At 73.1% G+C, this 20,522-nt stretch carries 19 protein-coding genes and 1 pseudogene; 12 read left to right on the forward strand and 8 right to left on the reverse strand.

Going from position 1 to position 20,522, the window contains the following annotated elements:
• The first annotated feature begins 276 nt into the window (after positions 1 to 276).
• A complete protein-coding gene (locus ACZ5D2_RS31060) occupies positions 277 to 1,521 on the forward strand; it encodes a GNAT family N-acetyltransferase (protein ID WP_371674940.1) in 1,245 nt (414 codons plus the stop codon).
• Between the two features lie 114 nt (positions 1,522 to 1,635).
• Here the strand turns inward: ACZ5D2_RS31060 and ACZ5D2_RS31065 are convergent, their stop codons facing one another.
• The gene (locus ACZ5D2_RS31065) at positions 1,636 to 2,808 is read right to left on the reverse strand and encodes a UDP-N-acetylglucosamine--N-acetylmuramyl-(pentapeptide) pyrophosphoryl-undecaprenol N-acetylglucosamine transferase (RefSeq protein ID WP_371674939.1); all 1,173 of its coding nucleotides are present in this window, start codon (positions 2,806 to 2,808) and stop codon (positions 1,636 to 1,638) included.
• Positions 2,809 to 3,028: 220 nt separating this feature from the next.
• On the opposite strand from ACZ5D2_RS31065, the gene ACZ5D2_RS31070 reads away from it, so the two are divergent.
• Entirely contained in the window at positions 3,029 to 3,445 is a 417-nt protein-coding gene (locus ACZ5D2_RS31070; RefSeq protein ID WP_371681057.1) for a hypothetical protein, read from the forward strand.
• Positions 3,446 to 3,500: 55 nt separating this feature from the next.
• Here the strand turns inward: ACZ5D2_RS31070 and ACZ5D2_RS31075 are convergent, their stop codons facing one another.
• Both ACZ5D2_RS31075 and ACZ5D2_RS31080 read right to left on the reverse strand, forming a co-directional pair.
• Positions 3,501 to 4,043 (reverse strand): NUDIX domain-containing protein, encoded by a 543-nt coding sequence (locus ACZ5D2_RS31075; protein ID WP_371674938.1) that lies wholly within the window; start codon positions 4,041 to 4,043, stop codon positions 3,501 to 3,503.
• A 108-nt stretch (positions 4,044 to 4,151) separates the two neighbouring features.
• Entirely contained in the window at positions 4,152 to 4,697 is a 546-nt protein-coding gene (locus ACZ5D2_RS31080) for a P-loop NTPase family protein (RefSeq protein WP_371674937.1), read from the reverse strand.
• A 136-nt stretch (positions 4,698 to 4,833) separates the two neighbouring features.
• Here ACZ5D2_RS31080 and ACZ5D2_RS31085 point away from each other — a divergent pair, with 136 nt between their 5' ends.
• The 3 genes from ACZ5D2_RS31085 to ACZ5D2_RS31095 all read left to right on the forward strand — a co-directional run bounded on the left by ACZ5D2_RS31085 (position 4,834) and on the right by ACZ5D2_RS31095 (position 7,011).
• Entirely contained in the window at positions 4,834 to 5,352 is a 519-nt protein-coding gene (locus tag ACZ5D2_RS31085) for a MarR family winged helix-turn-helix transcriptional regulator (protein ID WP_468933961.1), read from the forward strand.
• 168 nt (positions 5,353 to 5,520) lie between these two features.
• Positions 5,521 to 5,994: a hypothetical protein gene (locus ACZ5D2_RS31090; protein WP_468933963.1), complete on the forward strand. Its 474-nt coding sequence runs from the start codon at positions 5,521 to 5,523 to the stop codon at positions 5,992 to 5,994.
• A gap of 144 nt (positions 5,995 to 6,138) precedes the next feature.
• Positions 6,139 to 7,011: an NmrA family NAD(P)-binding protein gene (locus ACZ5D2_RS31095; RefSeq protein ID WP_468933966.1), complete on the forward strand. Its 873-nt coding sequence runs from the start codon at positions 6,139 to 6,141 to the stop codon at positions 7,009 to 7,011.
• Positions 7,012 to 7,220: 209 nt separating this feature from the next.
• Here ACZ5D2_RS31095 and ACZ5D2_RS31100 read toward each other — a convergent pair.
• Positions 7,221 to 7,747 (reverse strand): annotated as a pseudogene (locus tag ACZ5D2_RS31100) (FAD-dependent oxidoreductase); the annotation flags it as partial.
• 104 nt (positions 7,748 to 7,851) lie between these two features.
• The gene (locus ACZ5D2_RS31105) at positions 7,852 to 8,691 is read right to left on the reverse strand and encodes a patatin-like phospholipase family protein (RefSeq protein WP_468933968.1); all 840 of its coding nucleotides are present in this window, start codon (positions 8,689 to 8,691) and stop codon (positions 7,852 to 7,854) included.
• A 1,024-nt stretch (positions 8,692 to 9,715) separates the two neighbouring features.
• Here ACZ5D2_RS31105 and lanL point away from each other — a divergent pair.
• From lanL to ACZ5D2_RS31125, 4 genes are all read left to right on the forward strand, one after another.
• Positions 9,716 to 12,388 carry a class IV lanthionine synthetase LanL gene (lanL, locus tag ACZ5D2_RS31110; protein WP_468933971.1) on the forward strand — a complete coding sequence of 891 codons (2,673 nt, stop codon included), beginning with the start codon at positions 9,716 to 9,718 and terminating at the stop codon, positions 12,386 to 12,388.
• A 43-nt stretch (positions 12,389 to 12,431) separates the two neighbouring features.
• Positions 12,432 to 12,587 carry a VenA family class IV lanthipeptide gene (locus tag ACZ5D2_RS31115; RefSeq protein WP_356220958.1) on the forward strand — a complete coding sequence of 52 codons (156 nt, stop codon included), beginning with the start codon at positions 12,432 to 12,434 and terminating at the stop codon, positions 12,585 to 12,587.
• A gap of 260 nt (positions 12,588 to 12,847) precedes the next feature.
• Positions 12,848 to 13,960: an ATP-binding cassette domain-containing protein gene (locus ACZ5D2_RS31120; protein WP_468933975.1), complete on the forward strand. Its 1,113-nt coding sequence runs from the start codon at positions 12,848 to 12,850 to the stop codon at positions 13,958 to 13,960.
• Between the two features lie 80 nt (positions 13,961 to 14,040).
• The gene (locus tag ACZ5D2_RS31125; protein WP_371681056.1) at positions 14,041 to 14,838 is read left to right on the forward strand and encodes an ABC transporter permease; all 798 of its coding nucleotides are present in this window, start codon (positions 14,041 to 14,043) and stop codon (positions 14,836 to 14,838) included.
• 19 nt (positions 14,839 to 14,857) lie between these two features.
• Here the strand turns inward: ACZ5D2_RS31125 and ACZ5D2_RS31130 are convergent, their stop codons facing one another.
• Both ACZ5D2_RS31130 and ACZ5D2_RS31135 read right to left on the reverse strand, forming a co-directional pair.
• On the reverse strand, positions 14,858 to 15,505 hold the full coding sequence (locus ACZ5D2_RS31130) for a response regulator transcription factor (protein ID WP_371674930.1): 648 nt from the start codon (positions 15,503 to 15,505) through the stop codon (positions 14,858 to 14,860).
• The gene (locus tag ACZ5D2_RS31135) at positions 15,496 to 16,749 is read right to left on the reverse strand and encodes a sensor histidine kinase (protein WP_468933979.1); all 1,254 of its coding nucleotides are present in this window, start codon (positions 16,747 to 16,749) and stop codon (positions 15,496 to 15,498) included. The genes ACZ5D2_RS31130 and ACZ5D2_RS31135 overlap by 10 nt, the downstream gene beginning before the upstream one ends.
• 146 nt (positions 16,750 to 16,895) lie before the next feature.
• On the opposite strand from ACZ5D2_RS31135, the gene ACZ5D2_RS31140 reads away from it, so the two are divergent.
• Together ACZ5D2_RS31140 and ACZ5D2_RS31145 are read left to right on the forward strand one after the other, a co-directional pair.
• Positions 16,896 to 17,339: a hypothetical protein gene (locus ACZ5D2_RS31140; RefSeq protein ID WP_468933981.1), complete on the forward strand. Its 444-nt coding sequence runs from the start codon at positions 16,896 to 16,898 to the stop codon at positions 17,337 to 17,339.
• A 53-nt stretch (positions 17,340 to 17,392) separates the two neighbouring features.
• A complete protein-coding gene (locus tag ACZ5D2_RS31145) occupies positions 17,393 to 18,382 on the forward strand; it encodes an SDR family oxidoreductase (protein WP_468933984.1) in 990 nt (329 codons plus the stop codon).
• Here the strand turns inward: ACZ5D2_RS31145 and ACZ5D2_RS31150 are convergent.
• Positions 18,373 to 19,407, reverse strand: a complete 1,035-nt coding sequence (locus ACZ5D2_RS31150) for a helix-turn-helix transcriptional regulator (RefSeq protein ID WP_468933986.1) — start codon at positions 19,405 to 19,407, stop codon at positions 18,373 to 18,375. The two genes, ACZ5D2_RS31145 and ACZ5D2_RS31150, sit on opposite strands and share 10 nt — an antisense overlap.
• A 267-nt stretch (positions 19,408 to 19,674) precedes the next feature.
• Between ACZ5D2_RS31150 and ACZ5D2_RS31155 the strand changes: the two genes are divergently transcribed.
• Complete coding sequence (locus ACZ5D2_RS31155) at positions 19,675 to 20,310, forward strand: bestrophin-like domain (protein ID WP_468933989.1); 636 nt, start codon at positions 19,675 to 19,677, stop codon at positions 20,308 to 20,310.
• The last annotated feature ends 212 nt before the right edge of the window (positions 20,311 to 20,522 follow it).

Raw genomic sequence — 20,522 nt, forward strand, 5'->3', positions numbered from 1 at the left:
CGCCCCGTTTGAGGGTGTGTCCGGGGCGTTCCCCAAACGGAAGCCGTGTTTCAGGCCCTCTTCCCCTACCCCCCCCCCCCCCGTCCCCCCGGGGGCTTGTTGGGGGACCCTGGGCCCCCCCCCCCCGCAGCGGCGGCGCCCGGTCCGGGACCGGGCGCCGCCGTGACCGACCGCGGACCCGGCCGTATTTCGGTTGCGTCGCCCGGGGATAGACGCTGCACTGTGGCCGGGCACCGCGAGGCGTGGTGCCGCACACCGAGAAGGCGGCGGGCCGCGATGCAGATTCGTTCCACGACCGATGAGGACTTCGACGTCTTCGTCGACACGCTCCACGCCGCGTTCGGGCGTTTCCCCGAAACCCCGGTCGACGGCGGCGGGCTCTGGTGGTCGGCCCTCGAAACCCATCGCTGCCTGCTCGCCCTGACACCGGACGGGCGGCCCGTCGGCACCGCCGGCGCGCACTCCTTCGAGCTCACCCTCCCGGGCGGGGCCCTCGCCCCGGCCTCCGGGGTGACCGCAGTGGGCGTCCTGCCCTCGCACCGGCGCCAGGGCGTGCTCAGCGCGATGATGCGGCATCAGCTCGCCGACCTGCGCGAGCGCGGGGAGTTCCTCTCCGTGCTGTTGGCCTCCGAGGCCCTGATCTACCGCAGGTTCGGCTACGGACCGGCGACCTACACGGCGCGCCTGACGGTGCCGCGCCACGAGGCCGCCCTCGCCGTACCCCGGGCACGCACGATGGCCGGCGCGCCGGAGACCGGCCCGGACGCCGGGCCGGACACCGGCTCGGTGGAGGTGCTGCGGCGTGCCGACTGCGGCGCGATCCTGGAGGAGGTCTACGACCGGTACCGCCGCGCACAGCCCGGCGCACTGTCCCGGCCGCGCCGCTGGTGGGCCCTGGGGGCGGGGCAGCCGCCGGTCACCGCGGCGCCGCGCTACGTCGCGGTGCACCGCGACGCCGACGGCGTACCGGACGGGTACGCCAGCTACTCGGTCGGCGAGCCCGCCACCCTGACGGTCGACGAGACCATCGCCACCGAGGACGCCGTCTCCACGGCCCTGGCGCGATTCCTGCTCGGCCACGACCTGGTCACGCAGGTCGTGTTCAGGCACTATCCGCCCGGGCACCCGCTCCGCTGGCAGCTCGCCGACTTCCGGGCCGGCCAGGTGGGCAACGACACGGACTGGCTCTGGGTGAGACTGCTGGACGTACCGCGTGCGCTGACCGCGCGCGGCTGGTTCACGGACGGCGAGCTCGTCCTCGACGTCGACGACCCGTTCCTCGGCGAGCGCAACCGGTACCTGCTGACCGTCCGGGACGGCGCGGCCGAGTGCGTTCCGACGGGCCGGGAGCCCGACCTGTCCCTGGACGTGAGCGATCTGGGCTCGGTCTACCTCGGCGGCACCGCCCCGAGCACGCTCGTGCGCGCCGGACACGTCCGGGCCCACCACCCGGGCGCGGCCGTCCTCGCCGACGCCCTCTTCCGCGCCGAGCGCGCCCCGCACTGCCTGCACTGGTTCTGACCGCGCATGCGCCGCCGGGCCCGTCGGGAAGCCCGCGGGGCCCGGTAGGCGACCGCCCGCTCGTCACCCCGGTCCCCGGCACGGCCCGGGTTTCCCCCAGGATTGTTCGGACGGTCAGCCGTTGGCCGCGGCCAGGAGTACGTCCACGAGCCGGTCCGCGGCGTCCGGCCTGCCGTACGCACGCGCCCGCTCCGCCATCGCCGTTCGCCGGCCGGGGTCGGTCAGCAGCGGGCCCAGAGCGTCCCCGAGGGCCTGCGTCGTGACCTCGCCCAGCAGGGCGACCGCCGCGCCCGCGTCGGCCAGGTGCTGGGCGTTGTGCGCCTGCTCGTTCCCCGCGGAAGTGGCCAGCGGAACGAACACGGCCGGCTTGCCCAGCGCGGTCAGCTCCGCCAGCGTTCCCGCCCCGCTCCGCGACAGCACCACATCGGCCAGCGCCAGCACATCGGGCAGCTCCGGCCCGACGAAACCGGTCAGGTGGTAGCGCCCGGCCAGGACCGGGTCCAGGGCGGCTGCGGCGCTGCGGAGTTCGTCCACGTTCGCCGGGCCGCACTGGTGGATCACGTTCGCGTAGGTCAGCAGCCAGGGCAGGAGGTCCCGCACGACGCCGTTGATCTGCTGGGCACCCTGCGCGCCACCGGTGACGTAGACGGTCGGCAGCCGCCGGTCGAACCCGTACAGCGCCAGCGCCTCGACCGCCTTGTCCGGGTGACCGGACAGCACCTCCGGCCGCACCGGGTTCCCGGTGACGACCGCGCGGTCCCGTACATCGGCGGGCAGCAGGGCCAGCGAGGACTCCGAGGACACGGCGATCCGGGTCGCGGAACTCGCGAGCTTCCGGTTGGCCAGGCCCAGCCGGACCGTCTGCTCGTGCAGGACCAGCGGACGCCGGTTGAGCCGCGCGGCGAGACCGGCCGGGACGGCGACGTATCCGCCGGTCGCCAGGACGACGTCGGGCTGGAACTCGGACACGATCGCACGGGCCTGTGCCACACCGAGCGGCACCCGGGCCATGTCCTTCACGTTCGCGGCGGACAGCATCTTCAGCGGGTTCGACGAGCGGCGGATCTTCCCCGTGGCCACCGTCTTGAAGGCGATGCCCTCCGCGGGAGCGACGCGCGCCTCGAGACCGTCCGGGGTGCCGATCCACAGGACGTCCAGGGTGCCGCCCGCAGCCGCGAGCCGACCTTGCAGGGTCCGGACCGCGGTGAGGGCCGGATAGGTATGACCGCCGGTGCCGCCACCCGTCACGAGCAGCCGGAAAGAACGCGGGAGCGAAGGAGTATCCACCTGGTCACCCTACTGTTCGACGGCCGCAGACCACGACCGGGGGCGGGGGCCGTCGCGGCGAGGCCGTCGGAACGCGCGATTCGCAGGGGTGTGGGCGTGGGCACAAATTCCCTCTCCCCGGGCGCCGGTCCGTCCGTAGGATCACGGCATGCCGACAGACGAACCCGTGACCCGCGCCTCGTTGTCCCGCCGTCTCCAGCCGATCGTCGTCCCCAGACCGCTGTCGCTCCTGCCGGACCGGATCTGGTCGGACGAGGAATGGGAGCGCATCCGGCTGGGCTACCGCGCCCGGGACATGGACGAGAAGTGGAACGTCTTCGCCGAGGGGAACGTCGTCCATCTGCACCGGAGCTGGACGGGCCACGGGGTCGTCGAAGCGACCTTCACCCCCCTCGACAGCGGCGGCCGGCAGGTCACCGCGGCGGTGGTGGAGCGGGACGGGGACCGCTACACCGGCACGGATGACGTGTACGACTGCCTGATGCTGGAACTCGTACTCAGCGCCATCGTGCTCGGTGAGCCGGCACAGGAGCTCCGCGCGCGCCTGGTGGAGCGGGTCCGCGGGGCGTCGGGCCGCGAGGACGTTCCCGCCGGGATCGTGCTGCACAGCGCCCTGGGCCTCCGCTCGGGTTCGTAGCCCGGAGGCCTCCCGAGGAGCGGGCCGTGTCAGGGCCGCCCCCGGCGTCGGGGGATCAGACCCAGGTGTAGTTCGCGTCCGTGACGGCGTCCAGGGCGGGGTTGGCGACCGGTGCGCGGGGGTGGTCCAGGGCGGCGAGCGCGGGCCCGATGGGAGGGAAGACCGGCAGCAGGGCGGCGTCGCGGTAGGGGACCCACTCGATGACGCCGATCTCGTGGCCGCCGTCGGGGAGTTCGTCCAGCTCGTGCGTGGCGAGGCGGGCACGGACCTCGGGGGTGATGTGGAAGCGGTAGATCAAGTGGATCTTACGCGGTGAGGGGGTGGGCCCCGGGCGGGTGACGCGTTGGTCGACGACCCACATGAGGTCACCGCCGTCCGCCTGGTCCACGTCGAGTTCGAGTTCTTCGCCGAGCTCCCGGCGCAGGGCCTGCGGGAAGTCTTCCCCGTCCTCGACGTTGCCGCCGGGAGGGGTGTAGTGGACGGAGCCCGCGCGCTCGCGCCGGATGAGCGCGATGTCCTCGCCGCAGAAGACGACGGCCCCGGTGCGGACCTTGATCCGGGAGAAGGCTGTCGCGGGCGTGTTGCCGGTGATGGTCATGACGGCCAGTATCGCGGCCCGCCGCGGTGCGGGGGAGGTCCCGGCGGCCCACCGGGGCCTCGCGCCACCACGCGGCGCCCGGGGCGTGACGACGGCAGGGCGGAGTTCTCAGTCGTCGTGGGCCGGCAGTCCCGCGAGGCCGGTCTCCCGCATGATGAGGTCGACCGTGCCGTCGAGGGTGCTGTCGGGTCCGATGACGGTTTCGACGCCGCCGGGCAGCAGGTCGCGCTCGCGGTACCAGTCGCGCAGCTCGCGTTCGGTGACCTGGGCGCGGTACGCGAGGTCGGCCTTCGTCGCGTGGCGCAGCAGCGTCTCGGCCATCGGGATGTCGAGGTAGTAGCAGCCGGAGACGCCGCGGTGGTCGGCGAGCAGCCGCGTGAGCATGGTGCCGTAGCGGTCGGCGGAGAGGATGCCCTCGACGAGGACGTGGTACCCGGCGTCGAGGGCGTAGCGGGCCACGGAGTCGATCAGGCCGATGTTCGCGGCGCCGGGCCGGTCCCGTTCGCGCAGCACGGTCCGGCGGAGGTTGTCCTGCCCGACGAGGGCCAGGCCCCGGCCGAACCGGTCGCGGATCCCGGCCGCCACCGACGACTTGCCCGATGCCGAGTTCCCCCGTACGACGACGAGTCTGGTCCCTGCGCTTCCCACGGTCATCCGGAACACGCTACCGATATCCGGGCGGCCGGGAAACGGGACGCGGACCGACCGCGGGCCGTGGGCCGCTGAGCGACCGCAAGGCCGGAGGGAAAGTGCCTTGACAGCCCAAGTGATTAGGCACCATATTACTTACATGACGGCAGACGGGATCGACGGCGAGGCGCCCACGCTCGACCAGGCCAGGCGGCAGGTCGAACGCTACGGCCTGGAGGTCGATCCGCAGGCCGTGCTGGTCGCGGTGCGGCTGATCTCGGCGGGTGCGAGGGTCGGCCGGGCGGCCGAAGTGCACTTCGCCAGGTTCGGCCTGTCGACGGGGCGCTACCGACTGCTCTCCGACCTCGAAGACCACGGCGGGGAGAAGACCCCCTCGCGCCTCGCGGCCGACCTCGATGTCTCCCGGGCCACGGTCACCGGCCTGCTGGACGGCCTGGAGCGCGAGGGTCTGATCGCCCGTCGGCCGTCCACGGAGGACGGGCGGGGCACGGTGGCCGTCCTGACCGCCCGCGGGGCGCAGCGCCTGCGCGACATGGCGCCGGAGCACTTCGGGCGGCTTGAGGCGATGGTGGACGGGCTCTCCGGCGAGGAGCGTGCGGTGTTCCTGGAGCTGCTGGCCCGCGTGGTACGCGGCAGCTCGGCCCTGTTCGCGGACTGACCCGACTCCCGTCGGGGTTTGGGTCCCGCCCCTCCGGCGGGGCCTCTTTTCCGACCTGATAGTTAGCCGCCTAATTATATCGGCGAGGCGAGGCGAGACGAGGCGACCGACCCCGAAGGCCCCGCCGCGCCCCTTCGCTTTCCTCACACGAACGAGAAAGAGGCCGGCATGCCAGCAACGAAAGACAGGACCCGCGGAAACCGGGCAGCCTCCCGGCCGGCCCGGCCGTTCACCCTGTGGCGAGAGGTGCTGACCGCGTACGCCGCCCCCGCGCTCACGGCCGGTACCGCCGGAGTCGTCACCAGGCAGCCGGACTTGGCCGTGGCCGCCTGCACCTCCATCGCCGGCACCTCCGCCGTCGTGGCCTTCCTGGTCGGCGCCTGGCTGCGGCACGGAGGGCAGCCCCGACGGTGGACCACCACCATGCCGCGCGTCGTCCTGACCGTGGCGCTCGTCATCGCCGCCGTCGGCGCGGCGGCCCCGCTGGGATGGTTCGCCGCCCAATGGCTACCCGCCCACACCCCGGTCCCCGCCGGCCCTTGGCTGGAGCGCCTGCGCATCGACCTGCCCGCCTCCGCGGCGCTCGCCACCACCATCGTCACCCTGCGCTGGCGCCGCACCACCGCGGCCTCCCCGGCATGACCCACCCGAGCGGTACCACGGCCCGTCCGCCGCCGTACGAGCCCAAGCCCGACCGAACCCACCCCACCCTGCCCCGACCCGACCCGACCCGCCCACCTCCGGCGGCATCCGACGCCGGGAAGTCACCCAAGGAATGAGCACACGATGATCGTCGTCATGGGAGCGACCGGAGCCACCGGAAACGCCCTGCTCCACCGCCTCCGCGCGCTCGGCGCACCCGTCCGCGCACTGACCCGCACTCCGCACAGGCCGATCCCCGGCATGACCGCTGCCCACCGACCGCCCGTCGAGGTCCAGTACGCCGACGCCGCCGACCCCCGTTCCCTGCGCACCGCCTTCGAGGGCGCCGACCGGCTCTTCCTCGCCATGGCCAACGGCCCCGCACAGGTGGAACTCGAAACCCGTGTCATCGACATCGCCGCCGAGGCCGGCATCGGACACATCGTCAAGATCTCCGCACCCGCCGCCGAACCCGACTCCCCGGTCGCCGTCTCCCGCGGACACCACGCCGTCGAGGAACACCTGCGCGGCAGCGGTCTCACCCACACCGTCCTGCGCCCCTACGCGTTCATGCAGAACCTCCTGCGCCTGGCCCCCACCGTGGCCCGGGGCGTCATCCTCGGCACGACGGGCGGCGCGCCCTGCAACCACATCGACTGCCGCGACATCGGCGACGTCGCCGCAGCCGCTCTCACCAGGCCGGACATCGCAGGCGGCACCTACGTCCTGACCGGACCCGAGGCCGTCACCTACTCCGAACTCGCCGCACGACTGACCGTCCTGACCGGCAGCCGAATCCGCTACGTCAACCTCACCCGGGACGAGATGCGAGAAGACCTCATCCGCCACGCCCACATGCCCGCCTGGCTGGCCGACCACGTGACGGAGATCCAGCAGCTCGCCGTGACCCGTCCCGAAACCCCGACGGACACCGTCGCCGACATCCTCGGCCGCCCGCCCCGCACCCTCGACGCGTTCCTGCGGGAACACCGGGCCCATTTCCGGCAGCGCTCGTGAACCCGCCACGCGGCGCCGGAAGTCGACGTGCCGCCGACACCCGGCCGCCCGGCCGCCGGTCGACGTACCGGCGCCGGGCCAAGGGGCCGGGCCAAGGTGCCTGCCGGGCCGAAACGATCCGGGCCGAGACGAGCCGGGCCGAGCCGCCGGCCGACGTGCGGGTCTAGACCGACTGATCGGCGCACGCCGGGGCCTCGGCGCGCCCGGCCGCCCGGAGCAGTTCCTGCTCCGAGCCCGGCCAGTCGCCCGGCCGCCGAACGCCGGCCCCGGGGGTGCAGGTAGGGGTTCAGCACGCCGCCGCACACCAGCGTCACGCGCCGGCCCCGCTCCGCCAGCTCGGCCGCGGCCTCGATACCGGTGGGTCCGCCCCCGACCACCGTCACCGCGGCCGTCGCGGCTGCGGCCTCGATCACCGACCGCAGTCCCCGCGCCTCCTCCAGGGTGGCGACCGTGTGCGCGAACTCGGCCACTCCGGGAACGCGCGGGTCCGTTCCGCCGCGCCGATGCGCGCCACCGAGTCGACCGTCAGCCGGACGCCCTCGGCCAGGACGTCCCGGTACCCGACGACGGCCTCGTCCGTCCCGGCCACCAGCTGGTGGAGCCGGATCCGGTGGACGAACGTCGTACGCGGGTTGATCAGTGTCACCCTCACGTCGTTCCTCCGGGTCAGGCGGTTGGCCGCCATGACGCCGGCGTACCCGCCGCCGATCACGAGGACTTCGGTGGTGCCGGTCATGGTCTCTCCTTGGTTCCGGGCGCGCCCGGATGCGGCGCTCCCCGCGTGCTGGTGCGAACTGTGGGACGGACGTGCCCGGCCGGCGGCGATGCCGGCCGGTGGACTCAGGGCTTCCAGACCGCGCGTACGGTGTCCACGTACGAGGCGGCCTGGACGCGGCCCGCACGGGCGGCGGCACCCCGGCGGCTCTGGTCGAGCATGTTGCGGCCGAACGTCGCGCGCGAGGCGCGGTCGGGGGTGAGTACGGCCACCGAGGCCCCGCCCGCGGCGAGTTCCGCGCCCTGTTCGGTCGCGCTCGGGTGCGGACCGACCGCCTTCGGGATCGGGGCGATGGCGACGACCCGCCGATGGCCGCGGGCGAGCTGGACGTTGGCCGTCGAGCGGCTGCCGCCGTCCATCCAGCGGCGGCCGGCCACCGATACCGGCGGCCAGACCACGGGTACCGCGCAGCTCGCCGCCACGGCCTCGGGCAGGGTGACGCCCGAGGCCGCGTCGAAGACCTCCAGGGCTCCGGACCGGGCGTCGACGGCAGTCAGGCGCAGATCGCGGGCGGGCCATTCCCGTACACCCTCCAGGAGCGTGGCGACCGCGCCGTGGACGGCCGACTCGGGGGCGGTACGGGCGGCCAGCGCGGCCCGGCCGAGGCGCTGGACGGAGCGCTCCGGGTCACGTGATCCGAGCGCGGCCCACAGGAAGCGGGCGGTCTGGCCCAGGGTGACGGTGACGTCGAGCGCGGGGGCCCCGGCGAGGTTCTCCTCGTACATCTCCTCGGCCGTCACGCCCGAGGCGAGCCGGGCGCCGATCACCGAGCCCGCCGAGGTGCCGATCGTCACGTCGGCACCGGAGAGATCCAGGCCCGCCTCGGCCAGGCCCGCGAGTACCCCGACGGTCCAGGCGAGCCCGACCGCTCCGCCGCCGCCCAGTACCAAAGCCGTGTCCGTCATGGTCCGCGTCCCTCCGGGAAGTTAACCGGGGAATGCTCCCCGCTTCTGTGCCGACCATAGCATGCAAAGCGGGGACTGCTCCCCGGTTAATTCGTCGGCGAAGTGGAGGGTGGCGATGGCAGTCCCCGTACGGCGCGACGCGCGACGCAGCCGCGAACGGCTCGTCGAGGCCACCCGCGAGGCCTTCGCGCCACAGCCCGGACGCCCGCCTCGACGGCATCGCCCGCCGAGCGGGACCGGCCGCCGGGACCGGGTCCCGCTCGAACTCCGGGTGTGCCGTTCCGTGTACTCGCTTCCCATCCGGCGCTGCATTCCCTCGGATCACATTTGTCGACATCCGGGTGCCCGCGGCGGCAAGAGAACCCCAGTTTGCTTTTCAGTCGATCCCGAGCAGCAGTTCGGCGACGGTTAATTCTTCAACCTTCGAGCCCGCGCACAGCTCAGGGGCGTGATCGCGCATCGCGTTGACGCGTCGAATCCTGCCGCGCAGCAGGTAGGCGCCGTGGCGGGATCGGACCTTTACTGCGGGCGGAGTGGGAGGAAAGCTGTACGGCGTAAGTGCCGCGCCGATAGCGTTCAGCGCGACCGGAAAAACCTTTCGTGTTGAATGCGGAGCTCGGACCGAAACCGAGGAGTGCCTGGTGGTGGAGCCGAGGGCGGCGCTGGTGGCCGTCGCGCGTGAAGACCTTCACGGCGGTACCGGAAATGGTGTACCCGTTTACGGTCGCCCCGGATTTCACATCCGCAGCCCCTTCGGTCCATGCAGAATTCGGAGTGAATAAAACCCACTGCTTTCATTCCCCGGAGGTGGAGTGATCTCCGGTGTGCCGCCCATGGGGTGCAGGAGGTATCGCCACCCCATACGCTCCCGCGTACTTCTTTTATGCGCCGGTTGACACCACTCGGCAGCGCAACAACACCGTGCGCTCACCGAACCGACTGACGTCCATCCGGCCACGGCTATACGTTCTTCTTACCGAAGGCATATTCCAACCAGCGGTCCTCGCCGTTGAGAGGGACAGGCATGACGAGCCACGCAACCGAAGTCGACCTCGAAGATCTGCTCCGCCGGGCGCTGGACGCCACCGGTGAGGGCGCGCGTTGGAGCACCGACGCGGACGAGATGTGGTGCCGCCTCACGCCCCTGTCCGCGACGCGGCAGCAGCAGGGCTGGAAACTGCACGTGTCGGCGACGTCCGCCTCAGCACCGGCAGTCCTCGCGAAGGCCCTGGACGTGCTGCTGCGAGACCGGTCGGCGTTCAAGTTCGCCCGGTCCCTGGAACAGGTGAGCGCACTCAACTCCCGCGCCACGCCACGGGGAAGCTCGGGCAAGTTCATCACCGTCTACCCGCGCTCCGACACCGACGCCGCCCGGATCGCGCTGGAGCTGCACCAGGCCACGGCGGGGCTGGCCGGCCCCCGGATCCTGTCGGACCAGCCCTACGCCGTGAACAGCCTCGTGCACTACCGCTACGGCGCCTTCGTGGGCAGGCGGCGACTGTCGGACGAGGGACTGCTCGTGTGGTTCATCGAGGACCCCGACGGCAACCCCGTGGAGGACATACGCACCGGACAGTATTCCCCGCCGTCCTGGGCGGTCAGCCCCTTCCCCGCATCGGTGCCGGCCCCACCGCGTACGGAGGAGGCGGCGCCGGGCCCGGTGCTGCTCGGCGGCCGCTTCTCGGTCCGGGAGGCGATACGCCACACGAACAAGGGCGGCGTCTACCGCGGGACGGACGTCACCACGGGTGCACCCGTCGTCATCAAGGAAGCGCGGCCGCACGTGGAGGCCGACGCGTCAGGCTGCGATGTACGCGACTGGCTGCGCGCCGAGGCCCGGACACTGGAGAACCTCACCGGCACGGGCCTGGCACCGGAGCCCCTCGCGATGTTCGAGCACGGGGGACACCTGTTCCTGGCACAGGAGGAGATACCGGGCGTCCCCCTGCGGAACTGGGTCGCCGAGCACTTCCGCGACGTCGGCAGCGAGCGCTATCGCACCGACGCCCTGGCCCAGACCGGGCGCCTGGTCGACCTCCTCGCCGCGGCACACGCCTGCGGCTGCGTCCTGCGGGACTTCACACCCGCCAACATCATGGTCCGGCCGGACGGTGAACTGCGCCTCATCGACCTGGAACTCGCCGTCCTGAAGGACGACGCCGCCCTCCCGACGACGGTGGGAACCCCGGGCTTCAGCGCCCCCGAGCGGCTGGCGGACGCGCCCGTCTCCCCGACGGCCGACTACTACAGCCTCGGCGCCACCGTGTGCTTCGTCCTCGCCGGGAAGATACCCAACCTGCTGCCCGAGGAGCCCGCCACGAGATCCGCGGAGCAGCGGCTCGCCGAGTGGCTGGCCGCCTGCGAACGTACGCTCCGCCTGCCGGACGGCCTGCCCGAGATGATCCTCGGGCTGATGAAGGACGATCCGGCCGAGCGCTGGGACCCGGCCAGAGCACGCGCGGCCCTCCGCCGCACCGCGAGGCCGCTCCCCGCGCACCCCGCCGCCGGGCCGACGGGCGAGGACCCCGGGCACGACGCGACGGCGGCCGCGGTCGCGGGGATCGTGGAACACCTCCTCGATTCGATGACCCCCCGGGACGAGAGGCGGCTGTGGCCCGTTTCCACCATGGCGGGGGAGACCGACCCCTGTACCGTGCAGCAGGGCGCGGCCGGTGTCCTGGCGGTCCTGACCCGGTACTTCGAGCTCACCGGCGATCCGCGCCTGCCGGAAACCATCTCCACCGCGGGCCACTGGATCGCGGCTCGGACGGACACCCGCTCCACGCGCCCCGGGCTGCACTTCGGCGGCCGGGGGACCGCCTGGGCCCTGTACGACGCCGGCCGCGCCGTCGACGACCGCACGCTCATGGACCACGCGCTCGCCCTGGCCCTGGCTCCGCAGGAGCCGACGCCCAGTCACGACGTCACCCACGGCTCCGCGGGCAGCGGACTCGCCGCCGCCCACCTGTGGCACCGCACCGGCGCCCCGCGCCTCGCCGAACTCGTCGCCGACGCGGCCGACCGGCTGGCCGCCGCCGCCCGGCCCGAGCCGGCCGGCGTGAGCTGGCCGGTCCCTGCGGAAGCCGTCTCCAAGGAAGCCGGCAAACGCTACCTCGGCTTCGCCCACGGAACGTCCGGCATCGGATGTTTCCTCCTCGCCGCCGCAGCCGTCACGAACCGCCGGGAACACCTGGACCTGGCCCTGGCGGCGGGGGAGGAGCTGGTGGCCACGGCCTTGACGGTCGGGGAGACGGCCCAGTGGCCGGCGCAGGCGGGAAACGTGCCCACGGCCCCGTACTGGTGCCACGGTTCGGCGGGAATCGGCTCCTTCCTGATCCGGCTGTGGCAGACCACCGGCGACGACCGGTTCGGCGATCTCGCCCGCAACGCCGCACGCGCCGTCGTGGAGCGGGCGTCCCGCGCCCCCCTCACCCAATGCCACGGACTGGCGGGCAACGGCGACTTCCTCCTCGACATGGCCACGGCCACGGGGGATCCCGCCCACCGCACGTCGGCCGAGGACCTGGCCCGCCTCATCGTCGCCGAACGGGCCCACCGCGACGGCCACGTCGTCTTCCCCAACGAGTACGGGGACGTCTCGACGGGCTGGAGCGACGGATCCGCGGGAATCCTGGCGTTCCTCCTGCGGACCCGCCACACAGACTCCCGGCACTGGATGATCCAGCAGCCGGGTTGAGCGGCAGGGAACCTGCCGCCATCTCACAGAGAAGGAGAAAGCCATGGAGAACCGCGACCTCGAACTGCTCGCTCACCTGCACGCCCTTCCGGAGACCGACCCCGTCGGCGCCGACGGTGTGGCGTTCGCCAACACCTGCGAGTGCGTCGGCCTGCTGACGCTCCTCAACACCGTCTGCGTGGGCATCAGCTGTAACTGACCCGGCACCAGGCCCCTTCGGCTCCGGTACCGCCCAGCAGCCGAGACGACGGCGGTCTCGTCGCCGAGGCGCTGAACACCGGCCCCGCCGGGAGGGAGCACCCCGTGCTCCCTGGTCGACACCCGAACGGGACAAGACGAAACGGGCTCCACAAACCTCCGGCCGGCGGCTGCCCCACGGCGCCGCCGGCCGGAGCGCGAGCCGCCCCACCCACCCACACCCGAGTCCGCAGACGACACCCCGCAGACGAGGACCCGACCATGCAGCCACACGCCGGCGACGACACGCCCGCCCAGGCAACCCTCCTCACGGCCGCCCCCACGAGCCCGCACACCGCGGGGGCCGCTCCCGAGCCGGCGCACGCCATCAGCACACGCGGTCTGGTCAAGAGCTACCCGGGGCCGGACGGCACCACCACCCACGCCGTCCGCGGCCTGGACCTGGACGTCCGCCAAGGCGAAACCTTCGCCTTCCTCGGCCCCAACGGCGCGGGGAAATCCACCACCATCGCCCTCCTGTGCGCCCTCGCCCGCCCCACCGCCGGACGGGCCACGGTGGCCGGCGCCGACGTGCTCGGCCAACCCGACCGGGTGCGGCAACAGGTCGGCATGCTCTTCCAGCACAGCGCCCTCGACACGGACCTGACGGCGGAACAGAACCTGCACATCCACGCCCGTCTCTACGGGATGAGCCGCCGCCACGCCCGCCGCCGCGCCACCGAGACACTTGAGGCGGTCGGCCTGACCGACCGGCGACGCTCCCCGGTACGCACCCTCTCCGGTGGCATGCGCCGACGCCTGGAGCTCGCCCGCGGCCTGCTGCACGAGCCCCGGATCCTGTTCCTCGACGAGCCGACCACCGGACTCGACCCCCACGCCCGCGCCCAGGTCTGGGAACACCTGCGCGCACTGCGCGACCGGCAGGGCACCACGCTCTTCGTCACCACCCACTACCTGGAAGAGGCGGAGAACTGCGATCGCCTCGCCATCATCGACGGCGGCCTCCTGGTGGCACAGGGCACCCCCCTCACGCTCAAGGCCGCGATCGGCGACGACCGGGTGGTACTGCGCACGAACGACGACCCGGCCGCGCACCACGTCGTACGCCGGACCGCCCCGCCGGGCACCGTCACGACCCTCGACAGCGAGGGGATCAGCCTGCGCGTCCCCAACGGCAGCTCCTGGATCCCCCGCCTGTGCGCGGCCCTGGAAGCCCACGGCATCCCCGTCCGGGCCGCCTCCGCGACCCCGCCGACACTCGACGACGTCTTCTTCCACCACACCGGCCGCAGCATCCACACCGCACGCCCCGCCACACCGTCCGCCACCACCCAGTCGACCGCGACCACGGCGACGACCGAGGGGGGCCTGTGACCACACCCGCTCTCAAGAAGCCCGGAGCCCCGGACACCCCCGGCGGCCCCGACACCGCGGCCCCTCCGCCGCCGCCCCGCCTGCGCCGTGAACTGCGGGCCGTCCACGCACTGGTCCACCGCGATCTGCTGCGCCTGTCCACCCAGCGCACCCACACCGCCCTGATGCTGATCCAGCCGGTGCTCTACCTCTTCATCCTGGGAGGCGGTCTGGCGGCCCTGATCCCCAACTCCACCCTCGGCGTCGGCTACCAGACCTACCTGTTCCCCGGCATGCTGATGATGACCGTCCAGACCCCGGCCATCATGGTCGGCATCCGCCTGATCACCGACCGCCAGAGCGGCTACCTGCGCGAACTGCTGATGGCCCCCGTACGCCGCTCCACCCTCCTCCTGGGCAGCTGCGCCGGAGGTACCACCGTCGCCGCGGTCCAGGGCGCGGTCCTGCTCGCCCTGGCCGGAGCGGTCGGCCTGCCCTACGATCCGCTCCTCCTGGCGCTGCTCCTCGCCGGCATGGTCCTGGCCTCCTTCGCCATCACGGCCCTCTCCCTGGCCCTGGCCGTGACCCTGGGCCGCCCCGAGGTGTTCCACATGCTGCTCGGCCTGGTGATGATGCCGCTGCTGTTCCTCTCCGGCGGCTTCTTCCCACTGGAGAACCTGCCGGGCTGGGCCCGTTCACTGGCCGCCGTCAACCCGCTCGCCTACGGAGTGGACCTGCTCCGGCGCAGCATCACCCTCCGCGTACCCGACCAGGCAGCCGTGGCGGGCCTCGAATGGTTCGGCCGACAGCCTCCGCTCCTCCTCGAAGCGGCGACCCTCCTGACGACCGGCGCCATGGCCCTGCTCTGGGCCGCCCACCGCTTCAACCGCCCCGAATGACTCCGACCGGAAAACCCGTTCAGGGCTTGTTGAGGTAGGTGAGGACCGCGCGGACGCGGCGGTTGGTGTCGTCGTCGTCCGTGACGCCGAGTTTGCCGAACAGGGAGGTCGTGTACTTGCTGATGGCGCCCTCGCTGAGGAACAGGCGGCGCGCGATGGCGTGGTTGGACAGACCCTCGGCCATCAGGCCCAGCACGGAGTACTCGCGTTCGGTGAGCCGCCCCAGCCCCCGGTCGGGGGCACTGCCGGACAGCAGCTTCGCGATCACGGCCGGGTCCATGGCGGTGCCGCCCTGCGCCACGCGCTCCAGGGAGCCGATGAACTGGTCGGCGTCGAACACGCTCTCCTTGAGGAGGTAGCCGACGCCGCCGGAGCCGTCGGCCAGCAGTTCGCGGGCGTACAGCTGCTCGACGTGCTGGGAGAGGATCAGGACCGGCAGGCCGGGGACTTCGGCGCGGGCGGTGAGGGCCGCGCGCAGGCCCTCGTCCGACTGGGTCGGAGGCATGCGGACGTCGATGACGGACACGTCCGGGTGGTGCGTCCGCAGTGCTTCGAGCGTCTCGGGCCCGGTGGCGGCCGTGGCCACCACCTCGTGCCCGAACGCCTCGATCAGGCGGACCAGCCCATCGCGCAGGAGGTACAGGTCTTCGGCTACGACTATTCGCATGGTACGGCCATCCTCACACGCGTCGGCCCGCCCTGGGGGCTGGTGATCGCGAGCGTGCCGTCGAAGACGGCCAGGCGGCGGCGCAGACCGGCGAGCCCGCCACCGGGCCGGGCGTCGGCCCCGCCCCGGCCGTCGTCCTCGACCTCCACGACGATGCCCGTGTCGTCCCGTACGAGGGAGACGTGCGCCCGGGCCGCTCCGGCGTGCTTGACCGCGTTGGTGAGGAGCTCCGCGACGCCGAAGTAGACGGCGGACTCGATCGGCGGGTCCAGGCGCAGCGGGCCGCCGGCGCGGACGGCCACGTCGAGGGGGACGTCCAGCGCGAGCGCGCGCACGGCGTCGACGAGCCCCCGTTCGCTCAGGACGGGCGGGCTGATGCCCCGTATGAGTTCGCGGAGTTCGGTCAGCGAGGCGGCGGCGCCGGCCCGCGCTTCCCGCATCAGCGCCTTGGCCTGCTCGGGGTCCCGGTCCATGAGCGCTTCGGCGGTGGCCAGGGAGAGCCCGAGGGCGACGAGGCGGGCCTGAGCGCCGTCGTGGAGGTCCCGTTCGATGCGGCGGATCTCGGCGGCCTGCGCGACGGTGGCGTCGGCCCGCTGGGAGGTCAGCTCGTCCACCCGCTCCGCCAGCACCATCGCGGGTGAGGGCCGCAGGAAACGGACGGCCACCGGGCCGAGGCACCGCCAGGCGTACGGGCCGCAGCCGACGGCCAGGACCAGGGCGCCCGCCCCGACGAGACGCGCGGCGGTTCCGGGCCGGGCGAACCCGAGGACGGCGACGGCCAGCAAGGCCGGCGGCAGGGCGGCCACCACCCCCGCGGTGAGCGGGGCGACGACGGCGAAGCGGAGGTCACGCCAGGTGGCGGGGTCGCTCCACCACAGCCGCATCCGCTGGTCCATGACGGCGTCCCGGCGGCTGCGCTCGTAGCTGAAGCCGTTCCACCAGTACCCGGTGGACAACTGCATCACCGGCCCGGCCTCCAGGTACCCGGCGGGGATGTCGGTGCCGGTCCACCGCGCGACGAGGAACCGGACCGCCCGGCAGACGGTCCGCGCCGGCGCGAGCGTGCCCGCGCACACGATCACGGCCGGCCCGATCCACGCCCACGGGTGCTCCGCCCCGCACCACACCCCCAACCCCACGGCGGCGGCCCACACCACCGGCACCGGCATGCAGACGGCGGCGGCGGCACACGTCCGCCCGAACCCCGCCCCGGCCCCCACCACCCGTGAACCCACCCGTCCCATGACTCCCCCTCACTCGTTCGACACCCCCACTGTGCACCGCCCGGAGCCCGCCACGCCCCGGCCCGGCAGGGGAGTGGGGCTGGCCCCACCCCCCTGTGGGGCCAGGCCGATACCGCGCGGTACGGCTGCTCCGTAGCGTCATGGCCATGGAAAACGACGCGAACACCACGACCGCCGACCCGGCCCTCCTCAACACCCCCGCCGCCCTGGACGCCTTCGCCACGACCCGGGTCGGCGTCAAGGTCTACGGCGCTCTCACCGCCGCCGCCCTCCTCGCGGTCATCGCGGTGGCGAGCACGGGCCACATGGTGAACCCGTTCATGTGGATCCGCGCGGTCCTGCTCCCCCTCATCGCGGCGCTGCTCCACCGCCTGGCCCTCTCCGCCTCCCGGGGCTCCCGACGCGCCTTCGAGCGCCTGCGCGGCATCTCGGCCGTCTTCCCGGTCGCCGTCGTCGGCGTCGACCTGATCCCGGGCGTCTGCCCCTGGTGGTACGCGGCGGTGCAGGCGCTCTGCGTACTCCCGGTCCTCCGCATCGCCTTCACGACGCGCGGCGCGCCCCTGCGAGCGGCGTTCCCGAAGACACGCTGAACCGCGAGAAAAAGGTGACGTGATCTGTCACCTTTGGCAGGCACGGTGGTGACATGGACAAGAACACAGACACCGCCACCGGCACCGGCACCGACACCGACACCCGGCACTCCGACCACAAGGCGCCCCTCGCCGACCGGATCGCGCTCGTCGCCGGCGCCACCCGCGGCGCCGGACGTGCCCTCGCCGTCGAACTCGGCCGCGCCGGCGCCACGGTCTACGTCACCGGCCGCACCACCCGCGAGCACGTCAGCGAGGTCGGCCGGACCACGGAGACCATCGAGGAGACCGCGGAGCTCGTCACGGCGGCCGGCGGCACCGGCATCGCAGTGCCCACCGATCACCTGGACGAGGACCGGGTACGGGCGCTCGTCGACCGGATCGACCGCGACCACGGGAGGCTCGATATCCTCGTCAACGACCTGTGGGGCGGCGAGCACCTGACAGCAGGTTCCGTCTTCGGCAAGAAGAGCTGGGAGACGCCGCTCGCCGACGGACTGCGCATCCTGGAACTCGGCGTGCGCTCGCACGTGATCACCGCGGCACTCGCCCTCCCGCTCCTGATCCGCTCGAACGCGCCGCTGCACGTGGAGGTCACCGACGGCACGGCACGCTCCAACCGCCGCTACCGCGAGAACCTCTACTACGACCTCGCGAAGAACGCCCCGATCCGGATCGCCTTCGGACTGGGCGAGGAGCTGGCGGAGTACGGGGGCATGGCGGTGGCCGTCACACCGGGCTTCCTGCGCTCGGAGCAGATGCTCACAAACTTCGGCGTGACGGAGGAGAACTGGCGCGACGCCGTCGCGCGGGAGCCGCACTTCGCCATCGCCGAGTCGCCGTACTACCTGGCCCGCGCTCTCGCCGTGCTCGCCGCCGACCCCGACCGGGCGGCCCGCTGGAACGGGAAGTCCGCCTCCAGCGCGGACCTCGCCAAGGCCTACGGCGTACGGGACGTGGACGGCAGCCGGCCGGACGCCTGGGCCTACTTCGAGGACATCGTGTGGGGCGGTAAGGACGGGTCGCCGGACGACTACCGCTGATCCTCCGACTCCGCGCAGTACAGGGCCGCCAGGGCCTGCGCGTGCTCCCGGAAGCGTGCGCGCAGGCCCGGCGGGGCCAGCACCTCCACCTCCGCGCCCAGGCCCGCCAGCTGGGCGAAGGCGACATCGTCCGACTCCACGGGCAGGTCGAGCGTGACGCGCCCGACGGGGTCCGGCGCGGACGCCGACGCCAGCGCCTCGCCCACACCAGCCGGATCCACCACGGCGGGCAGCCGGCGCAGACCCCGCTCCGTCAGACGCACGGTGACGGTCGAGCGCAGCAGCGCCCGGGCGAACCCGGCGGCGTGGTCCCGCCAGTGCGCGGCCAGGTCGAACGACGGTTCGCGGACGAACGGTTCATCGGCGCCCGGGGCCGGGGACAGCGCGGTGACACGGTCGACGCGGTAGGTGCGCCAGGCGTCGCCCCGGCCAGGCCGCTCACCCGGGACACGGCCCACGACGTACCACACCCCCGCCTTCAGGACGAGTCCGTACGGCTCCAGCAGCCGGATCACGGTCCGGGGCGCCGCGCCGTCCCGGCCGGGCCGCGCGTACGCCAGCTCGACCGCGCGATCGGACCACACGGCGCGCGCCAGCTCCGGCAGCGACTCCGGCGCCGACGGCTCGCGGAACCAGGCCGGGGCGTCGAGGTGGAAGCGGCGCACCGACGACTCCGCCGCCGCCCGCAGCGACGGGAGCAGGGTGGCCGACAGCTTCAGCCGGGCCGTGTCCGCCGGTCCCGACAGCCCGAGATCGCGCAGGGCCGTGGGCAGACCGGAGAGGTAGAGCGTTTCCGCCTCGGTGGGATGCAGCGTGGTCAGCCGGGTCCGGTGGCCCGGCGCCAGGCGGTAGCCGCCCGTGCGACCACGCTCCGCCCGGACGGGAACGCCCGCCTCCTGCAGGGCCTGGGCATCGCGGATCACCGTACGCCCGGAGACGCCCAGCTCCCGGGCGAGGGACGCGGCGGTCAGCCCAGGGCTCGACTGGACGAGAAGGGCCATACGGATCAGGCGGGCAGCACGCATGCCCCAAGCATCGCGGACCCGGCGCCTGCGACCGAGCGCCCTCAAGCGCCGGCCGATGCGGAGCGCTCAGGCGAGAGGCACGGCGGACACCCGCGTCGGGTCGGACGGATCGCGCCTCACCCGGTGGTGTGAATGTCTTCGCGCAGGCCCGCGGGGGTGCTTGAAGCCGCGGTCCGATGGGTGGTTCGTCCGGCCTGCACTCCACGCACATGTCGCCATGGCTGCTCAACCACTTCAGCACCACCACGCTCGCCCTCGTCGCCGTCGGTGGAACCGTCCTCCTCGCCGTCGCCGGCAGCGTGCTGCTGCGCCGCGGGCACCCTGTGGACGCAACTGGAGGACACCCAGACCATCGTCGCCTCCGAGGCCGCCAACGCGGCGCTCATCAGCCGTGACGCCGCCGCGTTCCCGCAACCGGTGCGCGTCCGTATCGATTCGGCCGCGAGCGGCTACGTCCACGCCGTCGTCGAGGACCAATGGCCCCGGATGCGCGCGGGGAACCCCAGCTACGGGGCCACGGAAGTCCATCTGCAGGACGCGTTCCGGGTGCTCCAGACGTACGACCCGCAAGGCCAGGCCCAGCAGGTCTTCTACGAGCAGGCCGTCGATCATCTCAACGACATCGCCTCCCAACGCCGCGCCCGGATCACCATGGCCCGCCGGGAACTGCCCCCGCTGCTCCAGGCTCTGGCCTTCGGCGGCGCACTGGTCCTGATCCCGCTCACGTTCCTCTACGGACTGCGCAAGCTGCGGGTCCAGGTCCTGTTCGTCGCCTCGGTCGCCGGACCCGTCGGCTTCAGCCTGCTGCTGGTCTTCGTCCTGGACCGCCCCTTCTCCGGGGACCTCAGCGTCAGCCCCGCCCCGTACCGGGAAGGAGCCCTGGCCCGGTACTGGACCCCGTGAACCGGCGGCCGCACGGCACCCACCCCGGCCGCAAGAGCACAGCCGCCCCTGCCCGTGACGGGGCAGCGGCCTTCGCGGCACCGGCGTGGCTGGCTTGACCGGTCGGGCCGGGAGCCGCAAAGTCGAGACGGGCACCGACCGGGCTCCGGCATTCCCGCCCACCGGGCACGCGTGCGCATCGCCCGCCCGGCGGCCCCGGGCGGCCCTGACTT

The organism is Streptomyces sp. NPDC031479 (assembly GCF_055581065.1).

What these genes read in the sequence shown, in the direction of transcription:
- ACZ5D2_RS31060 (WP_371674940.1), top strand. Translation starts at nt 277, where the DNA reads ATGCAGATTCGTTCCACGACCGATGAGGACTTCGACGTCTTCGTCGAC.
- ACZ5D2_RS31075 (WP_371674938.1), bottom strand. Translation starts at nt 4,043, where the DNA reads ATGACCATCACCGGCAACACGCCCGCGACAGCCTTCTCCCGGATCAAG.
- ACZ5D2_RS31080 (WP_371674937.1), bottom strand. Translation starts at nt 4,697, where the DNA reads ATGACCGTGGGAAGCGCAGGGACCAGACTCGTCGTCGTACGGGGGAAC.
- ACZ5D2_RS31085 (WP_468933961.1), top strand. Translation starts at nt 4,834, where the DNA reads ATGACGGCAGACGGGATCGACGGCGAGGCGCCCACGCTCGACCAGGCC.
- ACZ5D2_RS31090 (WP_468933963.1), top strand. Translation starts at nt 5,521, where the DNA reads ATGCCAGCAACGAAAGACAGGACCCGCGGAAACCGGGCAGCCTCCCGG.
- ACZ5D2_RS31095 (WP_468933966.1), top strand. Translation starts at nt 6,139, where the DNA reads ATGATCGTCGTCATGGGAGCGACCGGAGCCACCGGAAACGCCCTGCTC.
- ACZ5D2_RS31105 (WP_468933968.1), bottom strand. Translation starts at nt 8,691, where the DNA reads ATGACGGACACGGCTTTGGTACTGGGCGGCGGCGGAGCGGTCGGGCTC.
- lanL (WP_468933971.1), top strand. Translation starts at nt 9,716, where the DNA reads ATGACGAGCCACGCAACCGAAGTCGACCTCGAAGATCTGCTCCGCCGG.
- ACZ5D2_RS31115 (WP_356220958.1), top strand. Translation starts at nt 12,432, where the DNA reads ATGGAGAACCGCGACCTCGAACTGCTCGCTCACCTGCACGCCCTTCCG.
- ACZ5D2_RS31120 (WP_468933975.1), top strand. Translation starts at nt 12,848, where the DNA reads ATGCAGCCACACGCCGGCGACGACACGCCCGCCCAGGCAACCCTCCTC.
- ACZ5D2_RS31130 (WP_371674930.1), bottom strand. Translation starts at nt 15,505, where the DNA reads ATGCGAATAGTCGTAGCCGAAGACCTGTACCTCCTGCGCGATGGGCTG.
- ACZ5D2_RS31135 (WP_468933979.1), bottom strand. Translation starts at nt 16,749, where the DNA reads ATGGGACGGGTGGGTTCACGGGTGGTGGGGGCCGGGGCGGGGTTCGGG.
- ACZ5D2_RS31140 (WP_468933981.1), top strand. Translation starts at nt 16,896, where the DNA reads ATGGAAAACGACGCGAACACCACGACCGCCGACCCGGCCCTCCTCAAC.
- ACZ5D2_RS31145 (WP_468933984.1), top strand. Translation starts at nt 17,393, where the DNA reads ATGGACAAGAACACAGACACCGCCACCGGCACCGGCACCGACACCGAC.
- ACZ5D2_RS31150 (WP_468933986.1), bottom strand. Translation starts at nt 19,407, where the DNA reads ATGCGTGCTGCCCGCCTGATCCGTATGGCCCTTCTCGTCCAGTCGAGC.